Origin of the sequence: Nocardioides salarius (assembly GCF_016907435.1) — a bacterium.
GTDB lineage: Bacteria > Actinomycetota > Actinomycetes > Propionibacteriales > Nocardioidaceae > Nocardioides > Nocardioides salarius.
Window position 1 is genome coordinate 2,315,604 of sequence record NZ_JAFBBZ010000001.1, and the last position, 25,599, is coordinate 2,341,202.

Genomic DNA, 25,599 nt, shown 5'->3' on the forward strand with positions numbered 1-25,599 from the left:
CGTCGGCTCGCCCGGCACGGGGAAGTCCCGGATCGCGGCCGAGCTGGGCGCCCGGCTCGGCCTCCCGGTCGTGCACTCGACCGGCTGTTCCACGACCCGGCGCACGGCTACGCCGACGACCGGCCGCGCTGGCGCCGGCACGTGGTGGAGGAGCTGGTGACGCAGCCGCGCTGGGTGATGGACGGCCACTACGCCTCGACGTTGGCGCAGCGCATCGCCGCGGCCGACCTGGTGGTGCACCTCGACCACCCCACGCGCACGGCGCTGCGCGGTGTCGTGGCCCGCCGCTGGGGTCGGGGCCAGAATCGGCCGGACGTCCCCGAGGGGTGGCGGGAGCGGGTGTCGTGGGAGCTGCTGGTCTCGGTGCTGAGGTTCCGGTCGACCGAGCGGGCGAGGATCGCCGAGCTGGTGGCCGCGGCGCCGCACCCGCCGGTCGTCGTACGCCTGGGGTCGCGGGCCGAGGTGAGGCGCTGGCTGCAGGGCGTCGACGGTCGGCCGGCCGCGGACGTTGGTTGAGCAGCGAGGGCCGAAGGCTCGAGCGTCGCCGGAACCGGGTGAGTCCATGGCGTACGACGAGTGGTTGCGGTGGGCGCGGTGCTTGCGGGGTCTCGGCGTCGCTCGTCGCTGGCGCTCCTCCCTGCTCGACCAACGGTGACGTTGGTCGTCTCACTAGGCTCGAGCCATGACTGAGCAGACGATGGCGGGCCGCACGGTCCTGGTGACCGGCGCGAGCGACGGGATCGGCGCGGAGGCGGCGCGGGTGCTGGCCGCCGAGGGGGCCACGGTGCACGTGACCGGGCGCAGCGCCGACAAGCTGCGGCCGGTGGCCGAGGCGGTCGGCACCGAGCCGCTGGTCGCCGACTTCTCCCGCCTCGACGACGTACGCCGCCTGGCCGAGCAGGTCGGCGAGCGGGTCGGCAGCCTCGACCTGCTGCTCAACAACGCCGGCGGCACCTTCTCGCCCGCGCGGCGCACCCACGACGGCCACGAGCCCAACTTCCAGGTCAACCACCTGGCGCCCTTCCTGCTCACCCAGCTGCTGCGGCCCCGCCTCGCCGCGGCCGGCGGCTCGCTGGTCGTCAACACCTCGAGCATCGCCAACCTGATGGGCCGGGTCGTGCTCGACGACCTCGACTACGAGCGCCGCCGCGCGATCGAGTTCCCGGCGTACGGCACGGGCAAGCTGATGAACATCCTCTTCACCCGGGGCATCACCCAGCGCTGGGCCGACGACGCGATCCGCTCGGTGGCGGTGCACCCGGGGCCGGTCGGCAGCTCGTTCGGCCGCGACTCGTGGCTGGTCGGCCTGCTCTACCGCTCGCCGCTCAAGCGGTTCGCGACCATCACCGTGGCCGACGGCGCCGCGCCCCTGGTCGCGCTGGCCCACCGGGGCCCCGACCCCGAGATCGACGGTCGCTACTTCAGCCGCTTCACCATCGACGGCCGCGAGAGCCGCCAGGCCCGCGACCAGAGCCTCATCGACGGGCTGTGGGAGCGCTCGGCCCAGCTCACCGGCCTCGCCTGAGGCGCTACCTCAGGGGCACGAACCGGTAGCGGCCGTGCCGGGTGAGGTGGTCGCGGCCGTCCCGACGCTCGACGAGCACCATCTCGCCCGCGACCGGCACCACCATCCGGCCCGGGTCGGCGAGCTGGTCGAGCAGCGGCTGCGGCAGCTCGCGAGCCTCGGCCGAGACCAGGATCGCGTCGTACGGCGCCTCCGCGGGCCGGCCGAGCCGGTCGGGGTCGGCCTGCTCGACCCGCACCCGCGGCACCTGCCGCGCCACGAGGTTGCCCCGGGCCATCTCGACCAGGGCGGGCTCGAGCTCGACACCGAGCACGGTCCCCGACGGGCCCACCAGCCACGACAGCAGCGCGGTGGTCCAGCCCGAGCCGCAGCCCACGTCGAGCACCCGGTCGCCCGGGCGCGGGTCGAGCAGGCGCAGCATGTCGGCGACCGTGCGGGGCTGGCTGTTGGTCTGGCCGTGGCCGATCTGCACCGGGGCGTCGTCCCCGGCGCGGTCGCGCTGGCCCGGCGGCAGGTAGTCGCCGCGGGCCACGACCCGCATCGCCTCTGCCACCTGGTCGGACGTCGACGGCATGCTGCCATTGTCCCCAGCAGCGCAAGTCCGGGCCGGCTCGACGCGAAGTCCGGGCCGGGTCAGCGCGAGATGTGGGCCGGGTCAGCGCGGGGGGCGGGGGAAGAACATCGGCACGCGGGCGGCGTACTCGTCCCACCCGTCGCGCTGGCTCATCTTCTTCTCCAGCAGCTTGGCGCCGGTGACGTTGCGCAGGAAGAGCGTCATCGCGACCGGGCACAGCACGGTGGCCAGGGCGGCGACCCAGCCGGTCGAGGCGGCCGCGGCGAGCCACAGGCCCCACCACACGCAGGCGTCGCCGAAGTAGTTCGGGTGGCGGGTCCAGCCCCACAGGCCCTGGTCCATCACCGGCGGGCGCTCGTCTCGCGGGCGCGACATGTAGTCGTTCAGCTGGCGGTCGCCCACCGCCTCGAAGACCAGCCCGACGCCCCAGACCACGACACCGAGCACCAGCACCCACGCGTGCTCGAGCGCCAGCACCGCGCCGACCGCGACCGGCACCGAGACGAACCACTGGGCCACGCCCTGCACCAGGAAGACCCGGCGCACCGCGGTGCCGATCCCGACCTCCTGCAGCGAGCCGCCGAGCATCTCCCGGTAGCGGGGGTCCTCCTCGCCGCCGTGGGCGCCGAGCGCGCGGCTGCGCACGTGCCAGGCGAGCCGGCCGCCCCACGCCGCGACCATCGCCAGCACCAGCCAGCGGTGCCAGTCGGCCCCGTCGGCGCCCAGACCGACCAGCGCGGTCACCAGGGCGACCACCACGAAGCCGAGGCCCCACGCGACGTCGACGACCGCGACCACCCCGAGCCGGCGGGCCCGCAGCGCCGTCGCGGTCATCACCACCACGACGCAGGCCAGCCCGGCCAGCAGCGAGACGGTCAGGGCAGTCGCGGTGTCCATGTCACCAGTCTCGTACAGACGGCAGGGTGTGCGTGCCGCCCGGGCGCACCATCAGGACCTGGTCGACGCCCATCCGGCCGTCGCGGAAGGCCATCGCGCCGCCGACGAGGTAGAGCCGCCACACGCGCACGACCTCCTCGCCCACGAGCTTGGTGAGCACCTCGACGTTGGACTCGAAGCGCTCGAGCCACCCCGCCACCGTGAGCACGTAGTGCTCACGCAGCGCGTGCACGTCGCGCACCTCGAGGCCACCGGCCTCGAGGAGGCCGACGGTCTCGCCGACGGGGCGCATGTGCATGTCGGGGGCGATGAAGCTCTCGATGAACGGTCCGCCGCCGGGCCACCTGCCCGCGCGCGACATCTGCTGCACGAGCACCCGCCCACCGGGGCGGACCGCGTCGTGCAGCACCTTCGCGTACGTCGGGTAGTTGCCCTGGCCGACGTGCTCGCCCATCTCCAGGGAGCCGACCGCGTCGTACTCCTGGCCCGGGGCCGGCACCGCGTCGCGGTAGTCCTGCAGCCGGATCTCGACCCGGTCGCCCAGGCCGCGCTCGGCGATCCGGGCGTCGATGAACTTCTTCTGCTCCGCGGCGATGGTCACGCCGGTCACCTGCGCGCCGAAGTGCTCGGCGGCGTGCAGCGACAGCGAGCCCCACCCGCAGCCCACGTCGAGGAAGCGCATGCCGGGCTCGAGGCCGAGCTTGGTGCACACCAGGTCGAGCTTGGCGCGCTGCGCGTCCTCGAGGGACTGCTCGGGGGAGGAGTGGTAGCCGCAGGAGTAGGCCATCTGCGGCTCGAGGATCAACGAGTAGAACTCGTTGGACAGGTCGTAGTGGAACGAGATCGCCGAGCGGTCGCGCACCTTGGAGTGCAGCCGGCCGCGGACCCGCGCCTGCGAGGCCGGGTTGGCGGGCGGGCGGCCCAGGACGCCCAGGCCGGCGGCGGTGCGCACGGCCTCGACCAGGGCGCGCGGGGAGGGGCGCACGCCGGAGAGGCCGCGCTCGCGGGCGACCGCGAAGGAGTGGGTCAGCGCCGAGTCGAGGTCCCAGCCGTCGACCTCGGGCACGTCGAGCTCACCGGTGACGTAGGCCTGGGCGGCCCCGAGCTCGCCCGGGTGCCACAGCAGGCGGCGTACGGCGTCGGGGCTGCGCAGCTCGACGGTCGGCACCGAGCCGTCGGCCGGGCCGGTCGCGGAGCCGTCCCAGGCCACCAGGCGCACCGGGAGCGGCCCGCGCAGGAACGGCTCGAGCGCGAGGGCCAGCCGCTGCGCGACGCCGTTCACGAGTCCTCCGGACGCGACAGGACCAGCTGGTTGACGTCGATGTAGCCCGAGGCGAAGCCGGCACGGGAGTACTCGAGGTAGAAGTGCCACATCCGCACGAACACCTCGTCGAAGCCGAGGGCGGCGACCTCGTCGGGCGAGCCGAGGAAGGCGTCGTCCCACAGCCGCAGGGTGGCGGCGTAGTGCTGGCCGAAGGCCTGGCGCTCGACCAGGCGCAGCGAGGTCTGCTCGTGGGTGATCTGCTCGATCACCGACACCGAGGGCAGCAGCCCGCCGGGGAAGATGTACTTGTGGATCCAGGTGTAGGTGTTGCGGGTGGCCAGCATCCGGTCGTGCGGCATCGTGATCGCCTGGATCGCCACCACCCCGCCCGGCGCCAGGACCTTGTCGATGGTGCGGAAGTACTCGGCCCAGTAGTCGTGGCCCACCGCCTCGATCATCTCCACCGAGACCACGGCGTCGTACTCGCCGGTGACGTCGCGGTAGTCGCAGATCTCCACGTCGACCAGGTGGCCCAGGCCGGCGGCCTCGATGCGGGCCTGGGCCAGGTGCTGCTGCTCGACCGAGAGCGTGATGGTGCGCACCGAGGCGCCGCGGCGCGCGGCGCGGATCGCGAGCTCGCCCCAGCCGGAGCCGATCTCGAGGACCCGTGATCCCGCGCCGACCTCGGCGCGGTCGAGCAGCCGCTCGATCTTGTTGGCCTGCCCGGCCTCGAGGTCCTCGGCCCGCGCGGCGGCGGGGCTGGTCTCGAAGAGCGCCGAGGAGTAGCTCATCGTCGGGTCGAGGAACAGCTCGAACAGGTCGTTGGACAGATCGTAGTGGTGCGCGATGTTGCGCTGGCTGTTCGACTTGCTCGAGCGCATCCAGCTCGGTGGCCGCTTGACGACCAGGGCTCGGGCCTTCTGCAGGTTCTGCGGCACCAGGTGCTGGATCTCGGCGGCCAGCACCGTCAGGAAGCCACCCAGGTCGGGTGCGTCCCAGGCGCCGGTGAGGTAGGCCTCGCCGAAGCCGATGAGCTGGTGGCGGCCTACGCGCGCCCACAGCTCGTCGGGGCGGTGCACGGTCATCTCGGGGCCGCCGCGGCCGATGGTGCGCCGGCCCTCGGGGAGGTCGAGGTGCACGGTCACGTCGAGGCGGCTCACCGCGGCGACGAAGAGCCGCTGGGCGATGGCCGCGGAGACGCGGGCGCGGGGTCCGGAGGGGACGACGTCGAGGCCGGGCCAGCGCTCCGCATGCGGCGGGCTGGTGGGTCGGGACGGGGTCATGGTCATCGCGAGACGCCTTCCTGGTGGTGCGCGGGTCGCTGTCGGATCGGGAGTCGGCGCAGCCACAGCCACACCCCGTGCAGCCGGATCAGCGCGGATCCTCGCAGGGCGGCGGGTGCGGCGCGCAGGGCGCTGCTGGTGCTCCGCTTCCCCGTCAGCGACGCGCTGAACCGTGCGTCGCCGTCGGAGTGCAGGGTCACGGCGATGTCGAGGCTCTCGCCGGGCACCGGCACCGCCAGCTCGTAGTGGCCGTCGGTGCCGTGGAACGGCGAGACGTACATGGCCTTGCCGGTGCGGGCGCGGCCCTGCTCGTCGGGCTGGACGAGGTAGGCGTGCCGGTCGCCGTAGGTGTTGTGCACCTCGACGACGCAGGCCTCGACCCCGCCGTCGGGCGCGAGCGCCCAGAAGACGGTGATCGGGTTGAAGCAGTAGCCGAACGCCCGCGGCTGCGCGGCCATCAGCACCCGGGTGTCGCGGCGCAGCGTGACGCCCTGCAGGTCGAGGAAGTGCTCGACGTTCTCGCGGATGCTGCGGTCGGGGGAGCCCAGGTGGTCGCGGGCCTCGAAGGAGCCGCGCAGCCACGACGTGGACTTGTGGTCGGGCAGGTCGTCGAGGTCGACCAGCCAGGTGTGCGAGTGGTGCGTGAACGCGCGCCTGAACGGCGTGCGGCGCTGGTGGCGGATGGTGGTCTCGTAGATGACGCCGGCCTCGACGTCGGCCGCGGTCGCCTGCTCGGGCCAGGTCAGGCCCAGTCGTTCGACGGCCCGCAGCCCCGACCGTGCGCCGTCCTCGTGGAAGCCCCACCCGTGGTAGGCGCCGGCCAGCGCGACCCGGTCGGTGTCGAGCTCGCCGAGGCGGGCCTGGGCGGCGACCGAGGCGGGGGTGTAGAGCGGGTGCTCGTACTCCATCCGGTCGATCACCGTGGCCGGGTCGACGAGGTGCTCGCCGCCGAGGGTGACCAGGTAGTGGGTGTCGGTGTCGAGGCGCTGCAGGCGGGTCAGGTCGTAGGTGACCACGACGCCCTCGACACCGTCGGGGCGCTCCTGCGCGTCGGAGGGGCGCAGGAAGTTCCACGACGCCCAGGTGCCGTGCAGCCGCGGCAGCACCGAGGTGTCGGTGTGCAGGAGCGCGGTGTTGGGCGAGTAGGGCATCGCGCCGAGCAGCTCGCGGTGCAGCGGCGTCGGCTCGGCCAGCATCGCCAGGGTCTGCGAGGGGTGCGTGGCCAGCACCACGGCGTCGTACGACGCGGTGGCACCGTTGCCGTCGGTGACCTCGACGCCACCGGGCGTCTCGAGGACCGAGGTGACCTTGGTGCCGAGCCGCACGTCCTGGAGCGCCGCCCCGACCCGCTGCACGTAGGTGTGCGAGCCGCCGGTGACGGTGCGCCAGGTCGGCGAGCCGAAGATGCTCAGCATCCCGTGGTGCTGCAGGAAGCTGAAGAGGTAGCGCGCGGGGTACTCGAGCGAGACCTCCGGGTCGCACGACCAGACCGCGGCGACCATCGGCTCCATGAAGTGGCGCACGAAGAAGTCGCTGAAGCCGCCGTCGGCGAGGAACTCGCGCAGCGTCCGCTCGTCGCTGCGCCCCCGCTCGTCGGTGGCCGCGAGCAGGGCGCGGGCCCGGCGGTGGAAACGGGGGATCTCGGTGAGCATCCGCAGGTACGCCGGGCGCGCCAGGTGGCCCCGCGAGGGGACCACCCCGCGGCGCCCGAGGGCGCCGGCCCACTCGAGGTCGGAGTCGTCGTCGCGGATCGACATCGACATCTCGGACTGCTGGGTGGGCACGCCGAGCTCGGCGAAGAGACGCAGCAGCGTGGGGTAGGTGCGGCGGTTGTGCACGATGAAGCCGGTGTCGATGCCCAGCTCGTGCTGGCTGCCGTCGGGCCGGGTCTCGGGCACCCGGTGGGTGTCGGCGTGCCCGCCGAGCCGGTCGTCGGCCTCGTAGAGCGTGACGTGGGCGGTGCGCGAGGCGACGTACGCCGCGGTCAGCCCGGCCACGCCGGAGCCGACCACCGCGACCCGTCGGGGCGCAGCCGGGGTGGGACCGGCCACGTCAGGCCTTCGCGAAGTCGATGACGATGGCCGACTCGAAGTTCGGGGTGGTGGACCCGCCCTCCGGCTCGACGGTGATGCCGACCGCCTCGGCGGTGGCGGCGTCGCCGGAGAGCAGCACGACGTTGTCGGGACCCTTGGGCATGAACCCGGCGGCCTTCATCCGGCCGTCGCGCTGGAGCCACAGCTCGTAGACCAGGCCCTCGCCGGGGTCGGCCATGTCCTCGGTGACGATGACGGCCTGGCCCAGCGAGACCGATCGGGTCACGGTGGCCTTGGCGCCGTCGTCGAAGGTGCGGGTGACGGTCTCGGCGTCCTCGGCCTGGAGGACCTGGGTGACCGCCTTGGGGGTCGCCACGACCTCGCCGGCCTCCTGCACCGAGGAGTCCTCCCACGGCTGGGTGACGGCGACGACGCCGCCGACGCCGAGGAGTGCTACCACTGCAGCTGCGGCGGCGACCAGAACCGGAAATCGACGGGTCCGGCGGACCTCCTGCACCAGCGGGGGCAGGGGACGCACGGTGGCGACGTCGGCGAGCAGCCGCTCGCGCAGCGCCGCCGGCGGGGCGACCGGGGCGACCTCGGACAGGACGCCGGAGGCCTCGCGCAGCGAGTCGACCTCGTGGCGGCACTCGGCGCACTCGGCGAGGTGCCGCTCGAAGTGCATCCGCTCGATGTCGTCGAGGGCGTCGACGGCGTAGGCGCCGGAGAGCGCGTGGACGTCGTTCACTGGCCTACTCCCATCGTGTCTCGCAAGCGGATCAGTCCGTCGCGTATTCGTGTCTTGGCTGTGCCGACCGGAAGGTCGAGCATGCTGGCCACCTCGGTGTGCGTGTAGCCGCCGAAGTAGGCCAGCTCGAGGGCCTCGCGCTGCACCGGGGTGAGCGTCGTGAGGGCCTCGCGGACCCGGCGGGCCTCCATCGAGGCGTGGGCCGCCTCGGCGGTCGAGTCGTGCTCGACCGGCTGGTTGTGCTGGTGGTACGTGGTGTCGCGCCGCGTGGACGCCTCGGCCGAGCGGACCCGGTCGACGGCCTTGCGGTGCACGATCGTGAGCAACCACGACAGCGGGCTCCCGCGGTCGGGGTCGAACCTGGCCGACTGGCGCCAGACGTCGAGCATGGCCTCCTGGAGGACCTCCTCGCTCTGGGCCGGGTCGCGCACGACCCGGAGCACCAGGCCGAAGGCCCGGGAGGCGACCGCGTCGTAGAGCTGCGCGAACGCCTGCTGGTCCCCCTTGGCGGAGGAACGGAGGAGATCTGCGAGGTCCGGGGGCGCGGCCCCGCCGGCCGGGGACCCCTCGGGGTCCCCGGCGACGGTCAGCCTTGGCTCAGTCACGTGCTGATCTTCTCGCGTTGATGCTCAGTCGCGAAAGATCAGGGCATCAGCACGGCGTCGACGACGTACACGGTGGCGTTGGCGGTGGGGATGTTGCCGCACAGCACGTTCGCCGGGGTGTCGCCGTTCTGGACGGTCATGCCGTCGGTGTCGCCCTCGATGGTGAGGGTGTCGCCGTTGAGCGTGTCCTGCTCGCCCACGACGGCCTCGGGGTCGAGCTGCTCGCCGATGACGTGGTGGGTGAGGATCGCGGTGAGGGTCTCCTTGTCGGCGAGGACCGCGTTGAGGTCCTTCTCCGGGATGGCCGTGAACGCGTCGTCGGTGGGAGCGAAGACCGTCAGGGCCTCGGCACCGTTGAGGGTGTCGACGAGGTCGGCCTCGCCCACCGCGGTCACCAGGGTGCCGAGCAGCGGGTTGTTGCTGGCGGCGGTGGCGACCGGGTCCTGGACCATGCCGTCGAAGGAGCCGGCACCGTCCTGCGGCACGGCCGAGCAGGCGTCACCGAAGGTCTGGTCGCCGGCGGAGGCCTCGGCGGTCTCCTCCTCGGTGGGCTCGTCGGTGGTCTCGGAGCTGGTGTCCTCGGACGCGGTGCTGGTCTCGTCGGCGTCGTCGCCACAGGCGGCGAGGCCGAGGGAGAGGGTGAGGGCCGTGGCGGCCAGGGCGCCGGTGCGCTTGAAGGTGGTGTTCTTCATGGGGGATCGTGCCTTTCGTTGGCTGAACTTGGTGGCTGGACACTGGTTGTTCGGTGCTGCCCCGGGCCCGGATTGGCCGGATGGGGGCAGATCGTGCGGATCTGCTGTGAGCCGGGTCACGCACGCGTCACGTGACGGTGACGCGCAGCTCCTGGATGCCGCTCGCGCCCTCCGGGAAGGGCATGGCGCGAGCGGGGGTCTGGGTGGTGCCGTCGCCGCTGATGGCGCGCGCGGCGACGGTGTGGCCGCCCTCGCTGGCGTCCCAGCGGTAGAACCACTGGCGCCAGTAGTCGTTGTTGACCGACGGACCCATCTCGGCGTCCTGCCAGGCGCCGCCGTCGATGCGCACCTGCACCTTGTCGACGCCGCCCTTCTGCTGGGCCCAGGCCACACCGCCGATGACGTTCTCGCCCACCGGCAGCTCCTCGAGCGCGTTGGGGGTGTCGATGCGGGTCGAGACCTTGATCGGGGCGTCGGTGGCCCAGTCGCGGTCGGTCCAGTACGCCGACTTCTCGGCGTAGGTCGTCAAGGTGATGCGGGTGATCCACTTGGTGGCGCTGATGAAGCCGTAGAGGCCCGGCACGATCATCCGGGCCGGGAACCCGTGGGCGCGCGGCAGCGCCTCGCCGTTCATCCCGATCGCGATCATGGCGTCGCGCCCGTCGGTGGCCAGGTCGAGCGGGGTGCTGATGGTCATCCCGTCGAAGTCGGTGGAGTAGATCTGGTCGGCGGTGTCGCCGACGCCGGCCATGTCGAGCAGGTCGGTCAGGCGCACCCCGAGCCAGCGCGCACCACCGACGAACTCGCCGCCGACGCTGTTGGAGACGCACGTCATGGTGATGTCGCGCTCGATCAGGTCCATCTCGAGCAGGTCGTCGAAGGTCAGCGTGATCTCGCGCTCGACGTCGCCGTCGATGGTCAGCGTCCAGCTGTCCTGGTCGATCACGGGGGTGTCGAGGCGGGTGTCGACGCGGTAGAAGTCGGCGTTGTCGATGCGCAGCGGGGTGATGCCCTCCACCTGGCCCTCGAGGCCCTGGGGGAAGGGGTCGGCCGGCGAGGCCGGGTCGGGCAGGGCGATGTCGACGTTGCCGCTGCGCAGGCCGGTGATGAAGCGACCCGCTCCGCCCAGCACGGCGGCCGCGGCGGCGAGGGCGCCCGCGGCGACCAGGACGCCCCGGCGGCTCGCGCCGGTGCCCGCCTCGCGGGGCTGGCGGGGCTGGCCGGGCTCGGCCGCGCTGGTGGCGGACGCCTTGGCGTGCAACCACCACAGCGACGCGACGCCGGTGACGGCGGCGACCAGGCTGGGCAGCAGCTCGGTGACGCTGCCCTGCACGACGGCGGCGGCCGCGGCCAGGGCGACCAGGGCGACCAGCAGGCCGGCGCCCAGCGCCAGGCGCCGGCGGGCCAGCACGCCCGCCACCCCGGCCAGGACGAGCACGACCAGCACGACGGAGCCGACCAGGATGATCTTGTCGGCGGCGCCGAACTGGCGGATCGCCCACTCCTTCAGCGGGGTGGGGGTCAGGTCGATGACCTGCGAGCCGACGGCCAGCACCGGCGACGACGAGGGAGTGGTCACGGCGGCGACGAGGTGGGCCGCGGCCATGCCCAGCAGGGTGGAGACGACGCCCAGGCCGGCCCACAGGGCGGTGCCGGCGATCCGCTCTGATCGCGGCGGTCGGGGCGAGGCGCCGGGGTCGGGGGTGCGGTCGGACGTGGAGGTGGCCATGGAGGTGGTTCGGAGCGGGCCCCCGCGCCGGATGCCTGCGCGGGCGCGGCAGGATGTGGCGCATGTCGCACGAGAACACCCCTGACGAGCCCCTGGTCCGCTACGAGGTGGCCGACGGCGTCGCCACCGTCACCCTGGACTCCCCGCACAACCGCAACGCGCTCTCGCGGCGCCTGGTCACCGAGCTGTTGGCGGCGCTCGAGCGCGCCGCCGCCGACGAGGCGGCCCGGGTCGTGCTGCTCGCTGCGACCGGCAAGGTCTTCTGCTCGGGCGCTGACCTCTCGGAGGCCGCGGGCGGCTCGATGGAGGAGGGCGCCCTCACGATCGTCGCGATCCAGCGCGCCGTGGCCGCGCACCCGAAGCCGGTCGTGACCCGCCTGCAGGGCCCGGTGCGCGCCGGCGGCATCGGCCTGGTCGCGGCCAGCGACGTCGTGGTCAGCGCCGAGGGTGCGACCTTCGCCCTGACCGAGGTCAAGCTCGGGCTGGCCCCCGCCGCGATCTCGCTGACCGTGCTGCCCCGGATGACCAGCCGGGCTGCCTCGCTGGCCGCGCTGGGCGGTGAGGTCTTCGACGCCGCGGCGGCGCTCGAGCACGGCCTGGTGACCCGGGTGGTGCCCGCCGAGGGTCTCGACGCGGCCGTCGAGGAGGTCTGCGCCTCGTTGGCGAGCGGCTCGCCGCAGGGCCTGCGCGAGACCAAGGCGCTGCTCAACCGCGACCTGCTGGCCCGCATCGACGAGCGCGGTCCCGAGCTGGCCGCCCTCTCGGCGCGCCTCTTCGGCTCCGAGGAGGCCAAGGCGGCGATGACCGCCTTCCTGGCCCGTGGCCGGGGCTGAGCCTAGGAGCGGGCGATCCGGTCGAGCTCGGTGCGCAGCTTCTGGTTCAGCGCCCGGGCCAGGCGGTGCACGAACGTGACCGTGAGGTGGCCCCGGAAGTAGTAGACGACCTGGTCGTCGACGACCGTCGGGCAGCGCTCCTCGCGGCACAGCCAGGGCAGCGGGTCGACGAAGCCCAGGCCCAGCTCGTCGCTGAGCTCCTCCTGCGCCTCGAGGATCCGCGTCACCTCGGGGTCCAGGCTCATCTCGCAGTCGGCGGGGGTGGCGCCCTCGGTGTCGAGGCAGGCCACGAGGTCCTCCTCCCGGTCCAGCCACGGCGTCTCGCCGAGCACCACGACGTCGGCGCCGCCGGCCTGCAGCCGCTCGGCGCTGCGCCGCATCCCGGCCACCCACTGCTCGCCGAAGTCGTCCTGGGCCATCGTCGACATCACGACCACGTCGGGCGCGAGGTCGTCGACCTCGTCGAAGGCCCACTCGCGCCACTGGGTGCAGTCCTCGCGGGACAGCGAGGGCGCGTCGGCCAGCGTGCAGCCGGTCTTGACCAGGTGGTGGACCCGCCAGCCCCGGGCCTGGCCGATCTGGTCGAAGGCCGGCAGGAACATCCCGGCGTGCGAGTCGCCGATGACCACGACGTCGTCGAGGTCCTGGCCGTCGCGCGCGCCGACCGTGCACACGTCGTGGGAGGTCTGGTCGGAGCTGCGGGCGTAGCAGCGGTTGTCGACCGTGCGGTGGAAGGTGTCGCCGCGCAGCTCGGAGAGCGGCGGCTCCAGCTCGTCGGCGACCGGCTCGTCGGACCGCTCGAGGGCCTCGCGCAGGTCGCGGCGCGGCTGGCGGGTCGCGGTGGGGAAGTCCTTGCCCGAGGCCCGCTCGGCGCGCTCCACGCGGGCGAAGTACTCCGACTCCTGGTCGAGGTCGGGCCCGTTGGCGCCGACGACCACCACCGAGGTGACCAGCACGGCCACCGAGGCGGGCCACCAGGCCAGGGCGACCAGCCGCGCCGGCCGCAGCCGCCCGGTGTGGAAGGGCACCTCGACCAGGGTGTGGGTCAGCATCGTGGCGAGCACCGCGAGCCCGATCGCGCCGACGAGCTCGAGGAGGGTCGGCTCGCGGCCCAGCCGGGCCTCGGCCAGCACCAGCACCGGCCAGTGCCACAGGTAGAGCGAGTAGGAGCGGTCCCCGAGCCACTGCAGCGGGGCCACCCCCAGCAGCCGGCCCGCCGCGATCCTGCCGGGACCCGCTTCAGGACCCGGCGTGCCCGCGGCCACCAGCAGGCAGGTGGCCGCGACCGGGAGCAGGGCGACCGCGCCGGGGAAGGCGCTCGTGTCGTCGATCACCCACAGCGACAGGCCCAGCCCGGCGAGGCCGACCCAGCCGGCTGCGGTGCGCAGGCCGGCGGGCAGTGCCGCCAGGCGCGGCACCAGCAGCGCGAGACCGGCCCCGGCGCCCAGCTCCCAGACCCGGGTGGTGGTGGTGAAGTAGGCGGCCTCGGGCGTGCTCGCGGTCAGGCTCACCGACCACGCGAGCGAGATCGCGACGACCGCCGTGACCAGCAGCCCCAGCGCGGGCGAGCGGCGTACGCCGCGACCGCGCAGCCGGGTCGCCAGCAGGGCGGCGCCGAGCACCAGCAGCGGCCAGCCCAGGTAGAACTGCTCCTCGACGGCCAGCGACCAGTAGTGCTGGAAGGGCGACTGGTCGGCGCCCTGCGCGAAGTAGTCGGCGCCCTGCGCGGCCAGGTCCCAGTTGATCGCGAAGAGCGCCACGAGGACCACGTCGCGGGTGACCTCGGCGGTGCGCACGTCGCCGAGCACCAGCACCGAGCCGAGCAGCGTGGCCAGCGCCACCAGGGTGGCGGCGGGCAGGATGCGCCGCGCCCGGCGGGCGTAGAAGTCGCGCAGCGAGATCGTGCCGCTGCGCTCCAGCTCGGCCAGCAGCAGCCCGGTGATCAGGAAGCCCGAGAGCACGAAGAAGACGTCGACGCCCAGGAAGCCGCCGGGCAGCCAGCCGGCGTGGTCGAGGACGACCAGGCCCACCGCCACGGCGCGCAGGCCCTGGATGTCGCGGCGGTGCGGTCGCGACCGCGTCGCGCCGGGCACTACCGCCCCGGCTCCGGCAGCGGGCCGAAGTCCTGGTGGCACTCCTCCGCCCCGCGGCAGCCCGACAGGATCTCGGTGCGGCGCGCCAGCTCGGCCTCGACCGCGGCGTAGCGCTCGTGCCCGGCGACCGACTGCACCTGGCCCGGGTCACGGTCGCGGTCGTAGAGCTCGACGAAGCCGTCGTGGAAGCGGGCGTAGGTGTAGCGGTCGGTGCGCAGCCCGCGGTAGAGCCAGCCGGTCTTGCCCGTCTCCGGCTTGTAGGGGCCACCCTGCAGCAGCACGCCTCCGGGGTAGAGCTCCTCGCGCTGGAGGCCCTGCCACAGGTCGAGCAGCGAGGTGCCGTCGGTCAGCAGGCTCGGCGTCGCACCGGCGATGTCGAGGAAGGTCGGCACCAGGTCGACGATGGTCGCGGTGGCATCGGTGCGGGTGCCGGGCTCGATGCCGGGCCCGCGCACCAGCATCGGGGTCCGCACGCTCTCCTCGTAGGGCAGGATCTTGCCGAACCAGCGGTGCTCGCCGAGCTGGAAGCCGTTGTCGGTGATGAAGACCAGGTAGGTGTTGTCGAGCTCGCCCTGGGCGCGCAGCTCCTCGACGAGCGGGCCGATGGTGTCGTCGAGGCTGGCCAGCGCGCTGGCGCGCCCGCGGGCCGAGCGCACGACCGTCTGCTCCGACATCTTCGGCTGCCGGCGCACCAGGGCCTGCTTGTCGGAGAGGTCGTCCTCGTTGAAGGCGGGCGAGCGGGTCACCGAGCGGGCCAGCTCGTCGGCGGCGTCCTGGTGCGGGGTCTTGCCGGTGCGCTCCTGCTCGGCGAGGTAGGTGGGCGAGGAGCGCGGCGGCTCGAGCCCGCAGGTGTCCTGCTCGCAGGTGCTGCGGCGGCGCGAGGGGTGCGGGGCGAAGTGGCTGACCCACATGAAGAAGGGCTCGTCGCCCTGGCTGAGCTCGTCGACGTACTCGACGGCCTTGTCGCCGACGTAGTCGGTGTAGTAGCCCTCGACGCCGACGACCTCGTCGCCGTCGAATTGCTTGAAGTCGTAGTAGTCGGCGTAGCCGTGGCTGGTGGCGTTGAAGATGTCCCAGCCGGGGTCGCGGCCGTCCTGGTGGGAGTAGCCGTTGAGCATCTTGCCCAGGAAGGCCGTGCGGTAGCCGGCCTCCTGCAACCAGACGCCGACGTGCTGGCTCTCGTCGAAGGCGTCGTAGCCGCCCTGTGGCGGGAAGTTCCCGCGCACCCCGTTGTTCTGGGCCAGCTGGCCGGTCATCAGCTCGGCGCGCGCGGGGCAGCACAGCGGGTGCGGGGTCAGCGCGTTGTCGAAGGTGACGCCCTCGTCGCCGATCAGCCGCTCGACCTCGGGCAGGAACTGCATCTCGTCGAGGCGCTGGTCGTCGCTCGAGACCAGGACGATGTTGGGCCGCTCCCGGGTCAGGAAGCCGGGGGCCTCCTGCGCGCCGGTGCTCCCCGGCGGCGGCGGGTCGGTGCGGATGTCGGCGACGGCCGCGATCGTGAGCAGCACGACGAACGCCGTCAGTGCGGCCAGCAGGGGCCGCGGCAGGCGCGGCGGGATGAGCGAAGGCACGCCAGACCTCGGGATCGGGGGCGGGTGTCCCCCCAACCTACCGACGTCCCCGGGGCACGGGCGAACTGACGATATCGCGGCCCGCAGGCAACCATCCGTCATCCTCGGGTGGTCCACCAGGACATGACCACCACCACCGGGACGCGCTCGGGCCCGTCCCGCCCAGGAGGATCCGTGGCACCACGGCCGGGCGACGCGCAGGTCGCCTTCGACGAGTTCGTGCTGGCCCGCTCCTCCGGCCTGCTGCGCACGGCGTACCTGCTCACCCACGACCACGCCCTGGCCGAGGACCTGCTGCAGACCGCGCTGGCCAAGGCCTGGTTCGCCTGGGACCGCATCGACCAGCACGAGGCCTACGTGCGCCGGATCCTGGTCACCACCTACGCGACGTGGTGGCGCCGGCGCTGGAACGGCGAGCACCCCACCGACGAGCTGCCCGAGGCCGGCGGGTCGCCCGACCCGACCGAGGCGGCCGGGCAGCGCCACGACCTGTGGAGCGCGATGGAGCGGCTGCCGCGGCGCCAGCGGGCCGTGGTGGTGCTGCGCTACTTCGAGGACCTCACCGAGGCCCAGACCGCCCAGGTGCTCGGCTGCTCGGTCGGCACCGTCAAGAGCCAGGCGTCGAAGGCGTTCGCCAAGCTGCGCATCGACCCGTCCCTGGCGCCCGTCCCCACGACCAGCTCCCGCACCGAGACCGAGGACCGCTCATGAGCACCGTCGACGACCTGCGCAGCACCCTCGAGGACCGGGCCCGGGCGGTCGACGACCCCGGCGCCTCGCCCCGTGTGGTGGCCGTGCACGAGCGGGTGCGCGGCCTGCGCCGCCGGCGGCGCGCGACGGCCGGGGCGCTGGCCGCGGTGGTGCTCGCCGCCGGGGTCGGCCTGGCCACCCTCGACCCCGTCGGGGGCGATGGCCCCGAGCCCGCCGAGGGGCCGCGCACCGTCGGTGGGCAGGCGGTGCCGGCCACCGTCTCGGTGCTGGGTCGCGGGTACGAGCTGAGCGACGAGGTCACCGTCGGGACCGGCGAGCGCACCGTGCGGGTCGCGCTCGAGCCGAGCGAGGAGCTGCGGGTCGTGTCGCTGGCGGCCTCCGACCTCGACGGCGGGTCGGCGACGCTCCTCGACCACCGCAGGGGAGTGGCGAGGGTCCTGGGCTCGGGCTCGGTGCAGCCGCCGGTCCCGGTCTACCCGGGCACCGGTGGACTGAGGGTGGTGCTCGACGGGCTGGGGCCCGACGCCGAGGTGGGCCTGGCCGTCTACGACCAGACCGGCCCAGGGTCGGGGGCGGTGGTCGGCCCGGACGACGTGGCGCTCTTCCGACCCTCCGCGTTCGGCGAGGAGCTGCTGGCGGCGGGCTTCTCGGGAGTCGACGGCGCCGATCCGTCGCAGCTGACCGTGCGACTCGACCTGGACCAGAGGCAGGTGGTGCGGGTGGCAACGTTCTGCACGGCCGCGACGAGGGGCCTGTGGCTCAGCGTCGATCTGGACGGGCGCCCCGCCTACTCGCGAGGATCCTGCGACGACGAGGGCATGGCGGACCTGCCCGGCGGGTGGACCTCGCAGGAGCGTGGTCTCGCCCGCGGCGAGCACACCCTGCGGGCCTACCTGACCCGCGGCGCGGACGGCCCCGAGGTCGACGACCCGACTGCCGTGATCGGGATCGGGGCCTACCCCGAGCCCGCGACCACCACCGTGGCGGGCACCTCGGTCGACCGGGTCGTCGAGCGCGACGGCCGGCTCTGGGAGCTCGAGGGCGCGCTGACGGCCACCGAGGACGGCGAGCCGTTCACCCGTCGCATCGAGGCCGACGCGGAGCCGGTGCTGGTCGGGTTCGCCTTCGACGGCGGCATCGCCGGGCTCGAGGCGGAGCCGGTCCGCGGTGGCGGGGTCGGGCTGACCTCGGACCTCGTCGGCTCGCCGCGCGGCGGCAGCAGCATCGCCGGTCAGCTGCTGGCAGGCGACACCTACGAGGTGCGCCTCTACGAGGACCGCGGTCGCCCGTTCGAGGGGTCGATCCTGCTCTACCGCCCCGTGGCCTGAGCCGCGCAGGGGCGTCGGCGTGCCGTCCCCTGGCAGGGACCGGTAAAGTCCCCTCCTTGCACGAGGAGCAGCACGGTGAAGGGGATGCGGGCGTTGACCGAGGATCTCGCAGCGCAGGAGACCGCGCGCGAACAGGCGTACGTCGACAAGGTCTACGCGCAGCTCTCGCTGTCGTCGGCCGCGGCCCAGGCGCTGGCCCGCGAGGGCCACGACCGGGGCCGGCTGGGCCACGAGGGCGGCCTGGTCGAGCGCGACGCGATGGTCTTCCAGGCCGCGCGGCGCATCGCCCAGCTCGACGCCGCCCACGAGGGCCTGGTCTTCGGGCGGCTCGACCTGCACCCCGGCCTCGACCCGCAGCCGCGCTACATCGGGCGCATCGGCCTGCGTGACGCCGAGCGCGACTCGCTGCTCATCGACTGGCGCGCCCCGGCCGCCGCGGTGTTCTACCAGGCCACGGCGGCCACGCCCCAGCAGGTGATCCGCCGCCGGGTGCTGCGCTCGGACGGCCCCCGGGTCGTCGGGGTCGAGGACGAGCTGCTCGACGCCGAGGCGCTCGAGGAGACCGGCGCCGACCTGCCGATCATCGGCGAGGGCGCGCTGATGGCGCAGCTCTCGCGCGCCCGCGACCGCACCATGCACTCGATCGTGGCGACCATCCAGGCCGAGCAGGACCAGGCGATCCGCGCACCCAGCAAGGGCGTCGTGGCGATCTCCGGCGGCCCGGGGGTCGGCAAGACCGTCGTGGCGCTGCACCGCGCGGCGTACCTGCTCTACACCGACCGGCGCCGCTACGAGACCGGTGGCGTGCTGATCGTGGGACCCAGCGGGGTCTTCATGCGCTACATCGAGCGGGTGCTGCCCAGCCTCGGCGAGACCGCGGTGGCGCTGCGCTCGCTCGGCGAGGTCGTCGACGGCGTGCGCGCCACCCGGCACGACGACCCGTCGGTGGCCGACGTGAAGGGCGCGGCCCGGATGGCCGAGGTGGTGCGCCGCCTGGCGCGCCAGCAGGCGCCGGGCGGCCCGAGCGAGTTCCGCGTGTTCTACCGCGACGACGTGCTGGTGCTCGACCGCGGCCTGCTGGGCCGCATCCGCCGCCAGCTGATGTCGCAGGGCCGTCGCAACCGCCAGCTGCCGCGGGTGCCGGGTGTGCTGCTCGACGCGCTGTGGCGCCAGGTGCGCGGCGAGCGCGGCCGCGAGCGCGGCCGTGCCTCCTTCGACGACGACCTGCTGGGCGACCAGAAGTTCCTCGACTTCGTCACCGCCTGGTGGCCCCCGCTCGACGCCCCGACGGTGCTGGCCTGGCTGCGCGACCCCGAGGTGCTGGCTCGGGTCGCCGAGGGCGTGCTCTCGTCCGAGGAGCAGCGGGTGCTGGCCAAGTCGTGGGCCGACCTGCCCGAGCACCCGCTCGGCAGGGACCTCACGGTCCAGGACGTGCCGCTGCTCGACGAGCTGCGCTACGCGCTGGGCGACGTGCCCGAGCGCACCGACGACGAGGCCTCGCTCGCCGACACCTCGCTGCTCGAGGGCGGGCACGACGTGGCCGAGCTGATGACCGCGGCCGACCGCGAGTACGCCCCCTCGGGGCGCGCCTGGGCGCCGCCGACGCACAAGATCGACGACGACCCGTTCGCGCACGTGCTCATCGACGAGGCGCAGGACCTCACGCCGATGCAGTGGCGGATGGTCGGGCGCCGCGGCCGCACCGCGTCGTGGACCATCGTCGGCGACCCGGCGCAGTCGTCGTGGCCGGTGCCCGACGAGGCGGCCGCCGCGCGCGCCGAGGCCACCGAGGGCAAGGCGCTGCACGAGTTCCACCTCTCCACCAACTACCGCAACTCCTCCGAGATCTACGCCCACGCCGCGGCGTACGCCGAGCGGGTCGGCCTCGACGCCGACCTGCCGACCGCGGTGCGCTCGACCGGCGTGGAGCCGCGGGTCGTCGAGGACGCCCCCGACCTCGAGGCAGCCGTGCGCGAGGCCGTCGTCGACCTGGCCGGCCGGGTGGCCGGCACCGTCGGCGTCGTCGTCCCTGCCGCACGGCGCTCCGAGGTCAACGCCTGGCTGGCGTCGTGGCCCGAGCTCGCCGACGACGCGAAGGGCGCCCGCGCGGCCATCGACTCCTCGGTCACGCCGTCGGGCGAGGACCGCGTCGTGGTGCTCACCGGTCTCGACACCAAGGGCCTGGAGTTCGACGGCATCGTGGTGGTGCGGCCCCAGGAGATCGAGGACGAGTCCCAGACCGGGCGGGCCACGCTCTACGTCGTGCTCACGCGCGCGACGCAGCTCCTGACGACCGTCTCCTGAGCCGTAGGCTGCGGGGCATGACTGAGGCCATGCCTGACGCCCGCGCCGCGATCGAGGCGATCCAGGGGCACGAGGCGTGGGCGATCATCCGGCGCTCGACCCGGGCCGGCGACAAGGACACCGTCGGGCTGGTGGGCGGGCGGCGCAGCGTCGTCGAGTCGCTGCTCGACGTGCCGCTCGAGGAGGGCGCGCCGGCCGACGGCCACATCGCCGACCGGCTGCTGGCGATCCCGTTCCGCCAGGTCGCCGAGCGCGGCTTCGAGACCCACGACGACGGCACCCCGCTGGTCGTCGTCGACGTCGAGACCGAGCTGGAGTTCTCGGTCGCCGAGGTGGTCGAGGCGATCGACGACACCGAGGTCGAGTTCACCGACCGCGGCGGGTTCGAGACCGACGACGCGGCGTACGCGAAGGTCGTCGACACGATCATCCGCGACGAGATCGGGCAGGGCGAGGGCGCCAACCTCGTCGTCGGACGCCACTACCGCGCGAAGGTCGCCGACTGGGGCACCGCGACGGCGCTGAGCGTCTTCAAGCGGCTGCTCGAGCGCGAGCGCGGCGCCTACTGGACCTACGTCTTCTTCACCGGCGACCGCTTCCTCATCGGCGCCAGCCCCGAGCGGCACGTCTCGATCCACGACGGCGACGTGCGGATGAACCCGATCTCGGGCACCTTCCGGATCCCGCGCGAGGGCGACGTGAAGGCCTCGCTGCTGGAGTTCCTGCGCGACGAGAAGGAGATCTACGAGCTCTTCATGGTCGTCGACGAGGAGCTGAAGATGATGTGCGACATCTGCCACGAGGGCGGGCAGGTGCTCGGGCCGTTCCTCAAGCCGATGACGCACCTGGTGCACACCGAGTACCTCCTGGCCGGGCGCACCGACCGCGACCCGCGCGAGGTGCTGCGCGACACGATGTACGCCGCCACCGTCACCGGCAGCCCGGTCGAGAACGCCTGCCGGCTGATCAAGGCCTACGAGTCGGAGGGCCGCGGCTACTACGGCGCCGCGCTCGCGATCCTGGGCCGCGACGAGCGCGGCGGACCGGTCGTGGACAGCCCGATCGTGATCCGCAGCGCCGACGTCGACCTCGAGGGCAACCTCAAGGTCACCGCCGGCGCCACGCTGGTGCGCGACTCCGACGCCGCCTACGAGGTGGCCGAGACGCACGCCAAGGCCGGGGGCATCCTCAGCGCCTTCGGGCTGGTGCCGCCCGCGCCGGTGCCGACGGTCCCGGTCGCCGAGCTGGCCGCCGACGAGGACGTGCTGATCGCCCTCAACGCCCGCAACCGCCGGTTGTCGTCGTTCTGGCTGACCGACCAGGGCGACGAGGACCCCGACCCGCGCCTGGCCGGGCGCAGCGTGGTGATCCTCGACGGCGAGGACGACTTCGTGAACATGCTGCGCCACGTGATGGGCGTGATCGGGCTGAGCAGCACCGTGGTGCGCCACGAGGACTACGTGCCCGGCTGCCTCGACGGCCACGACCTGGTGATCGTCGGGCCCGGGCCCGGCGACCCCCGCGACGACACCGACCCCAAGATGCAGAACCTGCGCGCGGCGGTGGCGGCGCTGCTCGAGAGCCAGCAGCCCTTCCTGGCGGTGTGCCTGGGCCACCAGGCGCTGTGCCACCAGCTGGGGCTGCCGCTGGCCTACAAGGACATCGTCTTCCAGGGCACCCAGTCGCCGGTGCGCCTCGCCGGGCGCACCGAGCGGGTCGGCTTCTACAACACCTTCGTGGGCCGGGTCGGCGACGCAGGCGCGCTGCCCGCGGGCGTCGAGGTCGACACCGACCCCGACACCGGCGACGTGCACGCGCTGCGCGGCCCGCACTACCGCGGCATCCAGTTCCACGCCGAGTCGATCCTGACCCAGAACGGCTTCGACCTGCTGCACACGCTGGTGCGTGACCTTCTGGTCACCGAGGGATGACCGATCGGAGGATGCCCGCCGGGAGGGGACCTGTATGGTTGTCTCTCGACACGCACTGCGCGTCGAAGCCCGATGGAGACTGCCCCCCAGCTCCATCGGGCTTGTCGCATTTGTGGGTGTCGCACCTCCGGGGCGAGCCGTCGCCGTGACGGCCGTGCCCGACGTGGTCGTGGTCGACCACCACGACTCCTACACCCAGAACCTGGTGCACCTGCTGGCCGAGGTGACCGGGCGGGTGCCGCGGGTGGTCCAGCACGACGAGATCGACCCCGACGACGTGCTCCGGCACAGCCACGTGGTGCTCTCGCCGGGCCCCGGGCGCCCCGACGAGCCGCGCGACTTCGCGGTGGGCGTCGAGGTGCTGCGTCGCGCCACCCGGCCGGTGCTCGGCGTCTGCCTGGGCATGCAGGGCCTGGTCACGGTGTACGGCGGCCTGGTCGGGCGGGTGCCCCCGGCCCACGGCACGGTCTCGGCCCTCGACCACGACGGGCGCGGGGTGTTCGCCGGGCTGCCGCAGGGCTTCGACGTGGTGCGCTACCACTCCCTGGCCGCGCTGCGGGTGCCCGACTGCCTCGAGGTCAGCGCCACCTGCGCCGGCGCCGGTCCCGGCGACCCGCCCGTGGTGATGGGGGTGCGCCACCGCGACCTGCCGCTCGAGGGCGTGCAGTTCCACCCCGAGTCGGTGCTCTCGCGCCACGGCGCCGCGCTGGTCGGCTCGTTCCTGCGGGGGGCCGCGTGAGCGACCCGGCCACCGACCCCGTGGCGCTCTTCGAGCGGACGGCAGCGGCGTACGAGCGCTGCTTCTGGCTCGACGGCGGCGGCGCCCGGGAGTGGTCGGGGCGCCGTTCGATCCTCGGCTGGCTCGAGCCCGACGACGTCTCGCTGAGCTACGACGCGACGCGCCGCGAGGTGACCCGCCACGCCGGTGGGCGCGCCGAGGTGGTCGGCGACGACGTGTTCACGGTGCTCGAGGCCGAGCTGGGCGCCGGGTCGCCGCTCGACCAGTGGTTCGGCTACCTCGGCTACGCCAGCCGCCCCGACCTGCCCGCCCGACCCTCGACCGACCTGCCCGACGCGGTGTGGATGCGCCCCCGCCACGTGCGGTTCTTCGAGCACTCCGAGGGAGCGGGCGGCTCGCGCGGCGGTCTCGAGAAGGCTGCCGCACATCCTCCTCGGCCTGTGTCCGCGGCCTACCGCGAGGCGTTCGCCCAGGTGCAGGAGCGGCTCCGGGCGGGCGACACCTACGAGGTGAACCTGACCCTGCGCCAGGAGGTGGCCTCCGACCTCGACCCGGTCTCGGCCTACCTGCGGCTGCGCACGCTCAACCCGGCGCCGTACGCCGGCTTCCTGCAGCACGACGTGGCGGGCGCGCGGGGGTGGCTGCTGAGCAGCAGCCCCGAGCGCTACGCCCTGGTGGGGGCCGACCGGGTGCTGGAGACCAAGCCGATCAAGGGCACCGCGCCCCGTGGCGCCGACGCGGCGAGTGACGAGGCGCTGCGCGACGACCTGGCCCGCGACCCCAAGCAGCGCGCCGAGAACCTGATGGTCGTCGACCTGCTGCGCAACGACGTGGCCGGCGTCTGCGAGCCGGGCTCGGTGCGGGTGCCGGCGTTGATGGAGGTCGAGACCTACGCCAGCGTGCACCAGCTGGTCAGCGTCGTCTCGGGTCGCCTGCGCGCCGACGTGAGCACGGTCGGCGCGCTGCGCTCGCTCTTCCCCGCGGGGTCGATGACCGGGGCGCCCAAGCTGCGCACGATGCAGGTGGTCGACGCCGTCGAGGCCACGCCCCGCGGTGCGTACGCCGGTGCCTTCGGCTGGGTCAGCGCCGACGGGCGCGCCGACCTCGGGGTGGTGATCCGGGCGTTGAGCACCCGCGGCGACGGCACCTGGCGCCTGGGCACCGGTGGCGGCGTGACGGTGCTCTCCGACGTCGGGGCCGAGTGGGCCGAGGCCCGGTTGAAGGCCGACCGGTTGCTGGCCGTCTTCGAGGCGTAACAAGGGACCGTTAGCCTCGGGGCCATGGAGAAGCCGCACGTCGTCGTCCTGTTCGGCGCGACCGGGGACCTGGCCCGGCGCAAGCTCCTCCCGGGGCTGCTGCACCTCTACCAGGCCGACCTGCTGCGCGACGCCAAGATCGTGGGCACCTCGCTGGAGGACCTGACCGACGAGGAGTTCGTGGCGCTGGCGCGCACGTCGTGCCAGGAGTTCGCCAAGGACGACTTCGACTCCGAGACCTGGCACTCCTTCGCGGCGATGCTCAGCTACGTCTCGCAGGCCGCCGGCTCCGAGGCGCTGCGCGACGAGGTCTACCGCGCCGAGACCCAGCTGCCCGGCGACATCCACGACAAGCGCCGCCTGCACTACCTGTCGGTGCCGCCCAGCGCGGCGCTCGACGTGCTGCACCAGCTCGACGAGTGCGACCTGGTGGAGCGCTCGCGGGTGGTGATGGAGAAGCCCTTCGGCACCGACCTGGAGTCCGCGAAGGCGCTCAACGCCCGCGTGCACGAGGTCTTCGACGAGTCGCAGGTCTTCCGCATCGACCACTTCCTGGGCAAGGAGGCCGCCCAGAACATCCTGGCCTTCCGCTTCGCCAACGGCCTCTTCGAGCCGATCTGGAACCGCAACTTCATCGACCACGTGCAGATCGACGTGCCCGAGACCCTCGGGCTCGAGGGCCGCACGTCCTTCTACGAGGCGACCGGCGCCTACCGCGACATGGTGGTCACCCACCTGATGCAGGTGCTGACCTTCATGGCCATGGAGCCGCCCACGTCGCTGACGCCCGACCCGATCAGCGACGAGAAGCTGAAGGTCTTCCGGTCGATGAAGCCGATCGAGCCGCACCACGTGGTGCGCGGGCAGTACGCCGGCTACCGCGGCAAGGAGGAGGTCGCCGACGACTCCGAGACCGAGACGTTCGTGGCGCTGCGGGTCGAGATCGACAACTGGCGCTGGGCGGGCGTGCCGTTCTACCTGCGCACCGGCAAGAAGCTCGCCGACAGCGCCCGGATCATCTCGATCGCCTTCAAGGAGCCGCCGCTGACGATGTTCCCGGCCGGCTCCGGGGTCGGCACCCACGGCCCCGACCACCTGACCTTCGACCTGGCCGACCAGTCGCGGATGTCGCTGTCCTTCTACGGCAAGCGGCCGGGCCCGGGGATGAAGCTCGACAAGCTCTCGATGCAGTTCGCCACCCACGACACCCCCGCCTCGGGGCTGGTGCTGGAGGCCTACGAGCGGCTGATCCACGACGCGATGCGCGGCGACCACACCCTGTTCACCACCTCGGAGGGCATCGAGGAGCTGTGGGCGAAGTCGACGCCGCTGCTCGAGGACCCGCCGCCGGTGCGCAGCTACCCGCCCGGCTCGTGGGGGCCCAACGCGATCCACCAGCTGATCGCGCCGCGCGCCTGGCGGCTGCCCTTCGAGCGCGAGTGGCGCGACACCGGCACCACCCTGCCCGAGGCCTGAGCCCCCG

The 25,599-nt window shown here is 73.5% G+C and carries 21 protein-coding genes; 10 read left to right on the plus strand and 11 right to left on the minus strand.

The genetic code is table 11. The features are described from left to right. The first annotated feature begins 156 nt into the window (after window positions 1-156). Together JOE61_RS11100 and JOE61_RS11105 are read left to right on the plus strand one after the other, a co-directional pair. Window positions 157-516, plus strand: coding sequence for a P-loop NTPase family protein (locus JOE61_RS11100; protein ID WP_193669508.1), 360 nt, complete (start codon window positions 157-159; stop codon window positions 514-516). A 166-nt stretch (window positions 517-682) separates the two neighbouring features. Beyond that, window positions 683-1,525 carry an SDR family NAD(P)-dependent oxidoreductase gene (locus JOE61_RS11105; RefSeq protein WP_204797219.1) on the plus strand — a complete coding sequence of 281 codons (843 nt, stop codon included), beginning with the start codon at window positions 683-685 and terminating at the stop codon, window positions 1,523-1,525. A gap of 4 nt (window positions 1,526-1,529) precedes the next feature. Here JOE61_RS11105 and JOE61_RS11110 read toward each other — a convergent pair whose 3' ends face one another. The 9 genes from JOE61_RS11110 to JOE61_RS11150 all read right to left on the minus strand — a co-directional run bounded on the left by JOE61_RS11110 (window position 1,530) and on the right by JOE61_RS11150 (window position 11,350). Then, on the minus strand, window positions 1,530-2,099 hold the full coding sequence (locus JOE61_RS11110) for a protein-L-isoaspartate O-methyltransferase family protein (protein ID WP_193669509.1): 570 nt from the start codon (window positions 2,097-2,099) through the stop codon (window positions 1,530-1,532). A gap of 81 nt (window positions 2,100-2,180) precedes the next feature. Further along, entirely contained in the window at window positions 2,181-2,996 is an 816-nt protein-coding gene (locus JOE61_RS11115; protein WP_193669510.1) for a DUF1295 domain-containing protein, read from the minus strand. A gap of 1 nt (window position 2,997) precedes the next feature. Beyond that, window positions 2,998-4,278 (minus strand): class I SAM-dependent methyltransferase, encoded by a 1,281-nt coding sequence (locus JOE61_RS11120; RefSeq protein WP_193669511.1) that lies wholly within the window; start codon window positions 4,276-4,278, stop codon window positions 2,998-3,000. Further along, complete coding sequence (locus tag JOE61_RS11125) at window positions 4,275-5,549, minus strand: class I SAM-dependent methyltransferase (protein ID WP_193669512.1); 1,275 nt, start codon at window positions 5,547-5,549, stop codon at window positions 4,275-4,277. The genes JOE61_RS11120 and JOE61_RS11125 overlap by 4 nt, the downstream gene beginning before the upstream one ends. Next, window positions 5,546-7,594, minus strand: a complete 2,049-nt coding sequence (locus JOE61_RS22515) for an FAD-dependent oxidoreductase (protein WP_193669513.1) — start codon at window positions 7,592-7,594, stop codon at window positions 5,546-5,548. The genes JOE61_RS11125 and JOE61_RS22515 overlap by 4 nt, the downstream gene beginning before the upstream one ends. A gap of 1 nt (window position 7,595) precedes the next feature. Continuing rightward, window positions 7,596-8,324 (minus strand): anti-sigma factor, encoded by a 729-nt coding sequence (locus tag JOE61_RS11135; protein WP_307822946.1) that lies wholly within the window; start codon window positions 8,322-8,324, stop codon window positions 7,596-7,598. Then, window positions 8,321-8,929 (minus strand): ECF RNA polymerase sigma factor SigK, encoded by a 609-nt coding sequence (sigK, locus tag JOE61_RS11140; protein ID WP_307822947.1) that lies wholly within the window; start codon window positions 8,927-8,929, stop codon window positions 8,321-8,323. The genes JOE61_RS11135 and sigK overlap by 4 nt, the downstream gene beginning before the upstream one ends. Before the next feature lie 38 nt (window positions 8,930-8,967). Then, complete coding sequence (locus JOE61_RS11145) at window positions 8,968-9,621, minus strand: fasciclin domain-containing protein (RefSeq protein WP_193669514.1); 654 nt, start codon at window positions 9,619-9,621, stop codon at window positions 8,968-8,970. Between the two features lie 127 nt (window positions 9,622-9,748). After that, window positions 9,749-11,350 carry a molybdopterin-dependent oxidoreductase gene (locus JOE61_RS11150; protein WP_193669515.1) on the minus strand — a complete coding sequence of 534 codons (1,602 nt, stop codon included), beginning with the start codon at window positions 11,348-11,350 and terminating at the stop codon, window positions 9,749-9,751. A gap of 62 nt (window positions 11,351-11,412) precedes the next feature. On the opposite strand from JOE61_RS11150, the gene JOE61_RS11155 reads away from it, so the two are divergent. Beyond that, a complete protein-coding gene (locus tag JOE61_RS11155; RefSeq protein ID WP_193669516.1) occupies window positions 11,413-12,183 on the plus strand; it encodes an enoyl-CoA hydratase family protein in 771 nt (256 codons plus the stop codon). Window positions 12,184-12,185: 2 nt separating this feature from the next. On the opposite strand, the gene JOE61_RS11160 is transcribed toward JOE61_RS11155, so the two are convergent. Then, window positions 12,186-14,276 carry an acyltransferase family protein gene (locus tag JOE61_RS11160; protein ID WP_193669517.1) on the minus strand — a complete coding sequence of 697 codons (2,091 nt, stop codon included), beginning with the start codon at window positions 14,274-14,276 and terminating at the stop codon, window positions 12,186-12,188. After that, window positions 14,276-15,847, minus strand: coding sequence for a sulfatase family protein (locus JOE61_RS11165; protein WP_193669518.1), 1,572 nt, complete (start codon window positions 15,845-15,847; stop codon window positions 14,276-14,278). Before JOE61_RS11165 ends, JOE61_RS11160 begins: the two co-directional genes overlap by 1 nt. A gap of 174 nt (window positions 15,848-16,021) precedes the next feature. On the opposite strand from JOE61_RS11165, the gene JOE61_RS11170 reads away from it, so the two are divergent. From JOE61_RS11170 to zwf, 7 genes are all read left to right on the plus strand, one after another. Next, entirely contained in the window at window positions 16,022-16,558 is a 537-nt protein-coding gene (locus tag JOE61_RS11170) for a SigE family RNA polymerase sigma factor (protein ID WP_307822948.1), read from the plus strand. After that, window positions 16,555-17,886 carry a hypothetical protein gene (locus JOE61_RS11175; RefSeq protein WP_193669520.1) on the plus strand — a complete coding sequence of 444 codons (1,332 nt, stop codon included), beginning with the start codon at window positions 16,555-16,557 and terminating at the stop codon, window positions 17,884-17,886. Before JOE61_RS11170 ends, JOE61_RS11175 begins: the two co-directional genes overlap by 4 nt. 84 nt (window positions 17,887-17,970) lie before the next feature. Further along, the gene (locus JOE61_RS11180) at window positions 17,971-20,190 is read left to right on the plus strand and encodes a HelD family protein (RefSeq protein ID WP_193669632.1); all 2,220 of its coding nucleotides are present in this window, start codon (window positions 17,971-17,973) and stop codon (window positions 20,188-20,190) included. A 17-nt stretch (window positions 20,191-20,207) separates the two neighbouring features. Then, entirely contained in the window at window positions 20,208-22,121 is a 1,914-nt protein-coding gene (locus tag JOE61_RS11185) for an anthranilate synthase family protein (protein ID WP_193669521.1), read from the plus strand. Between the two features lie 145 nt (window positions 22,122-22,266). Then, a complete protein-coding gene (locus JOE61_RS11190; RefSeq protein WP_307822949.1) occupies window positions 22,267-22,860 on the plus strand; it encodes an anthranilate synthase component II in 594 nt (197 codons plus the stop codon). Then, on the plus strand, window positions 22,857-24,116 hold the full coding sequence (locus JOE61_RS11195) for an anthranilate synthase component I family protein (RefSeq protein WP_193669523.1): 1,260 nt from the start codon (window positions 22,857-22,859) through the stop codon (window positions 24,114-24,116). Before JOE61_RS11190 ends, JOE61_RS11195 begins: the two co-directional genes overlap by 4 nt. 24 nt (window positions 24,117-24,140) lie before the next feature. Continuing rightward, window positions 24,141-25,592 (plus strand): glucose-6-phosphate dehydrogenase, encoded by a 1,452-nt coding sequence (gene zwf / locus JOE61_RS11200; RefSeq protein ID WP_193669524.1) that lies wholly within the window; start codon window positions 24,141-24,143, stop codon window positions 25,590-25,592. Window positions 25,593-25,599 lie beyond the last annotated feature (7 nt).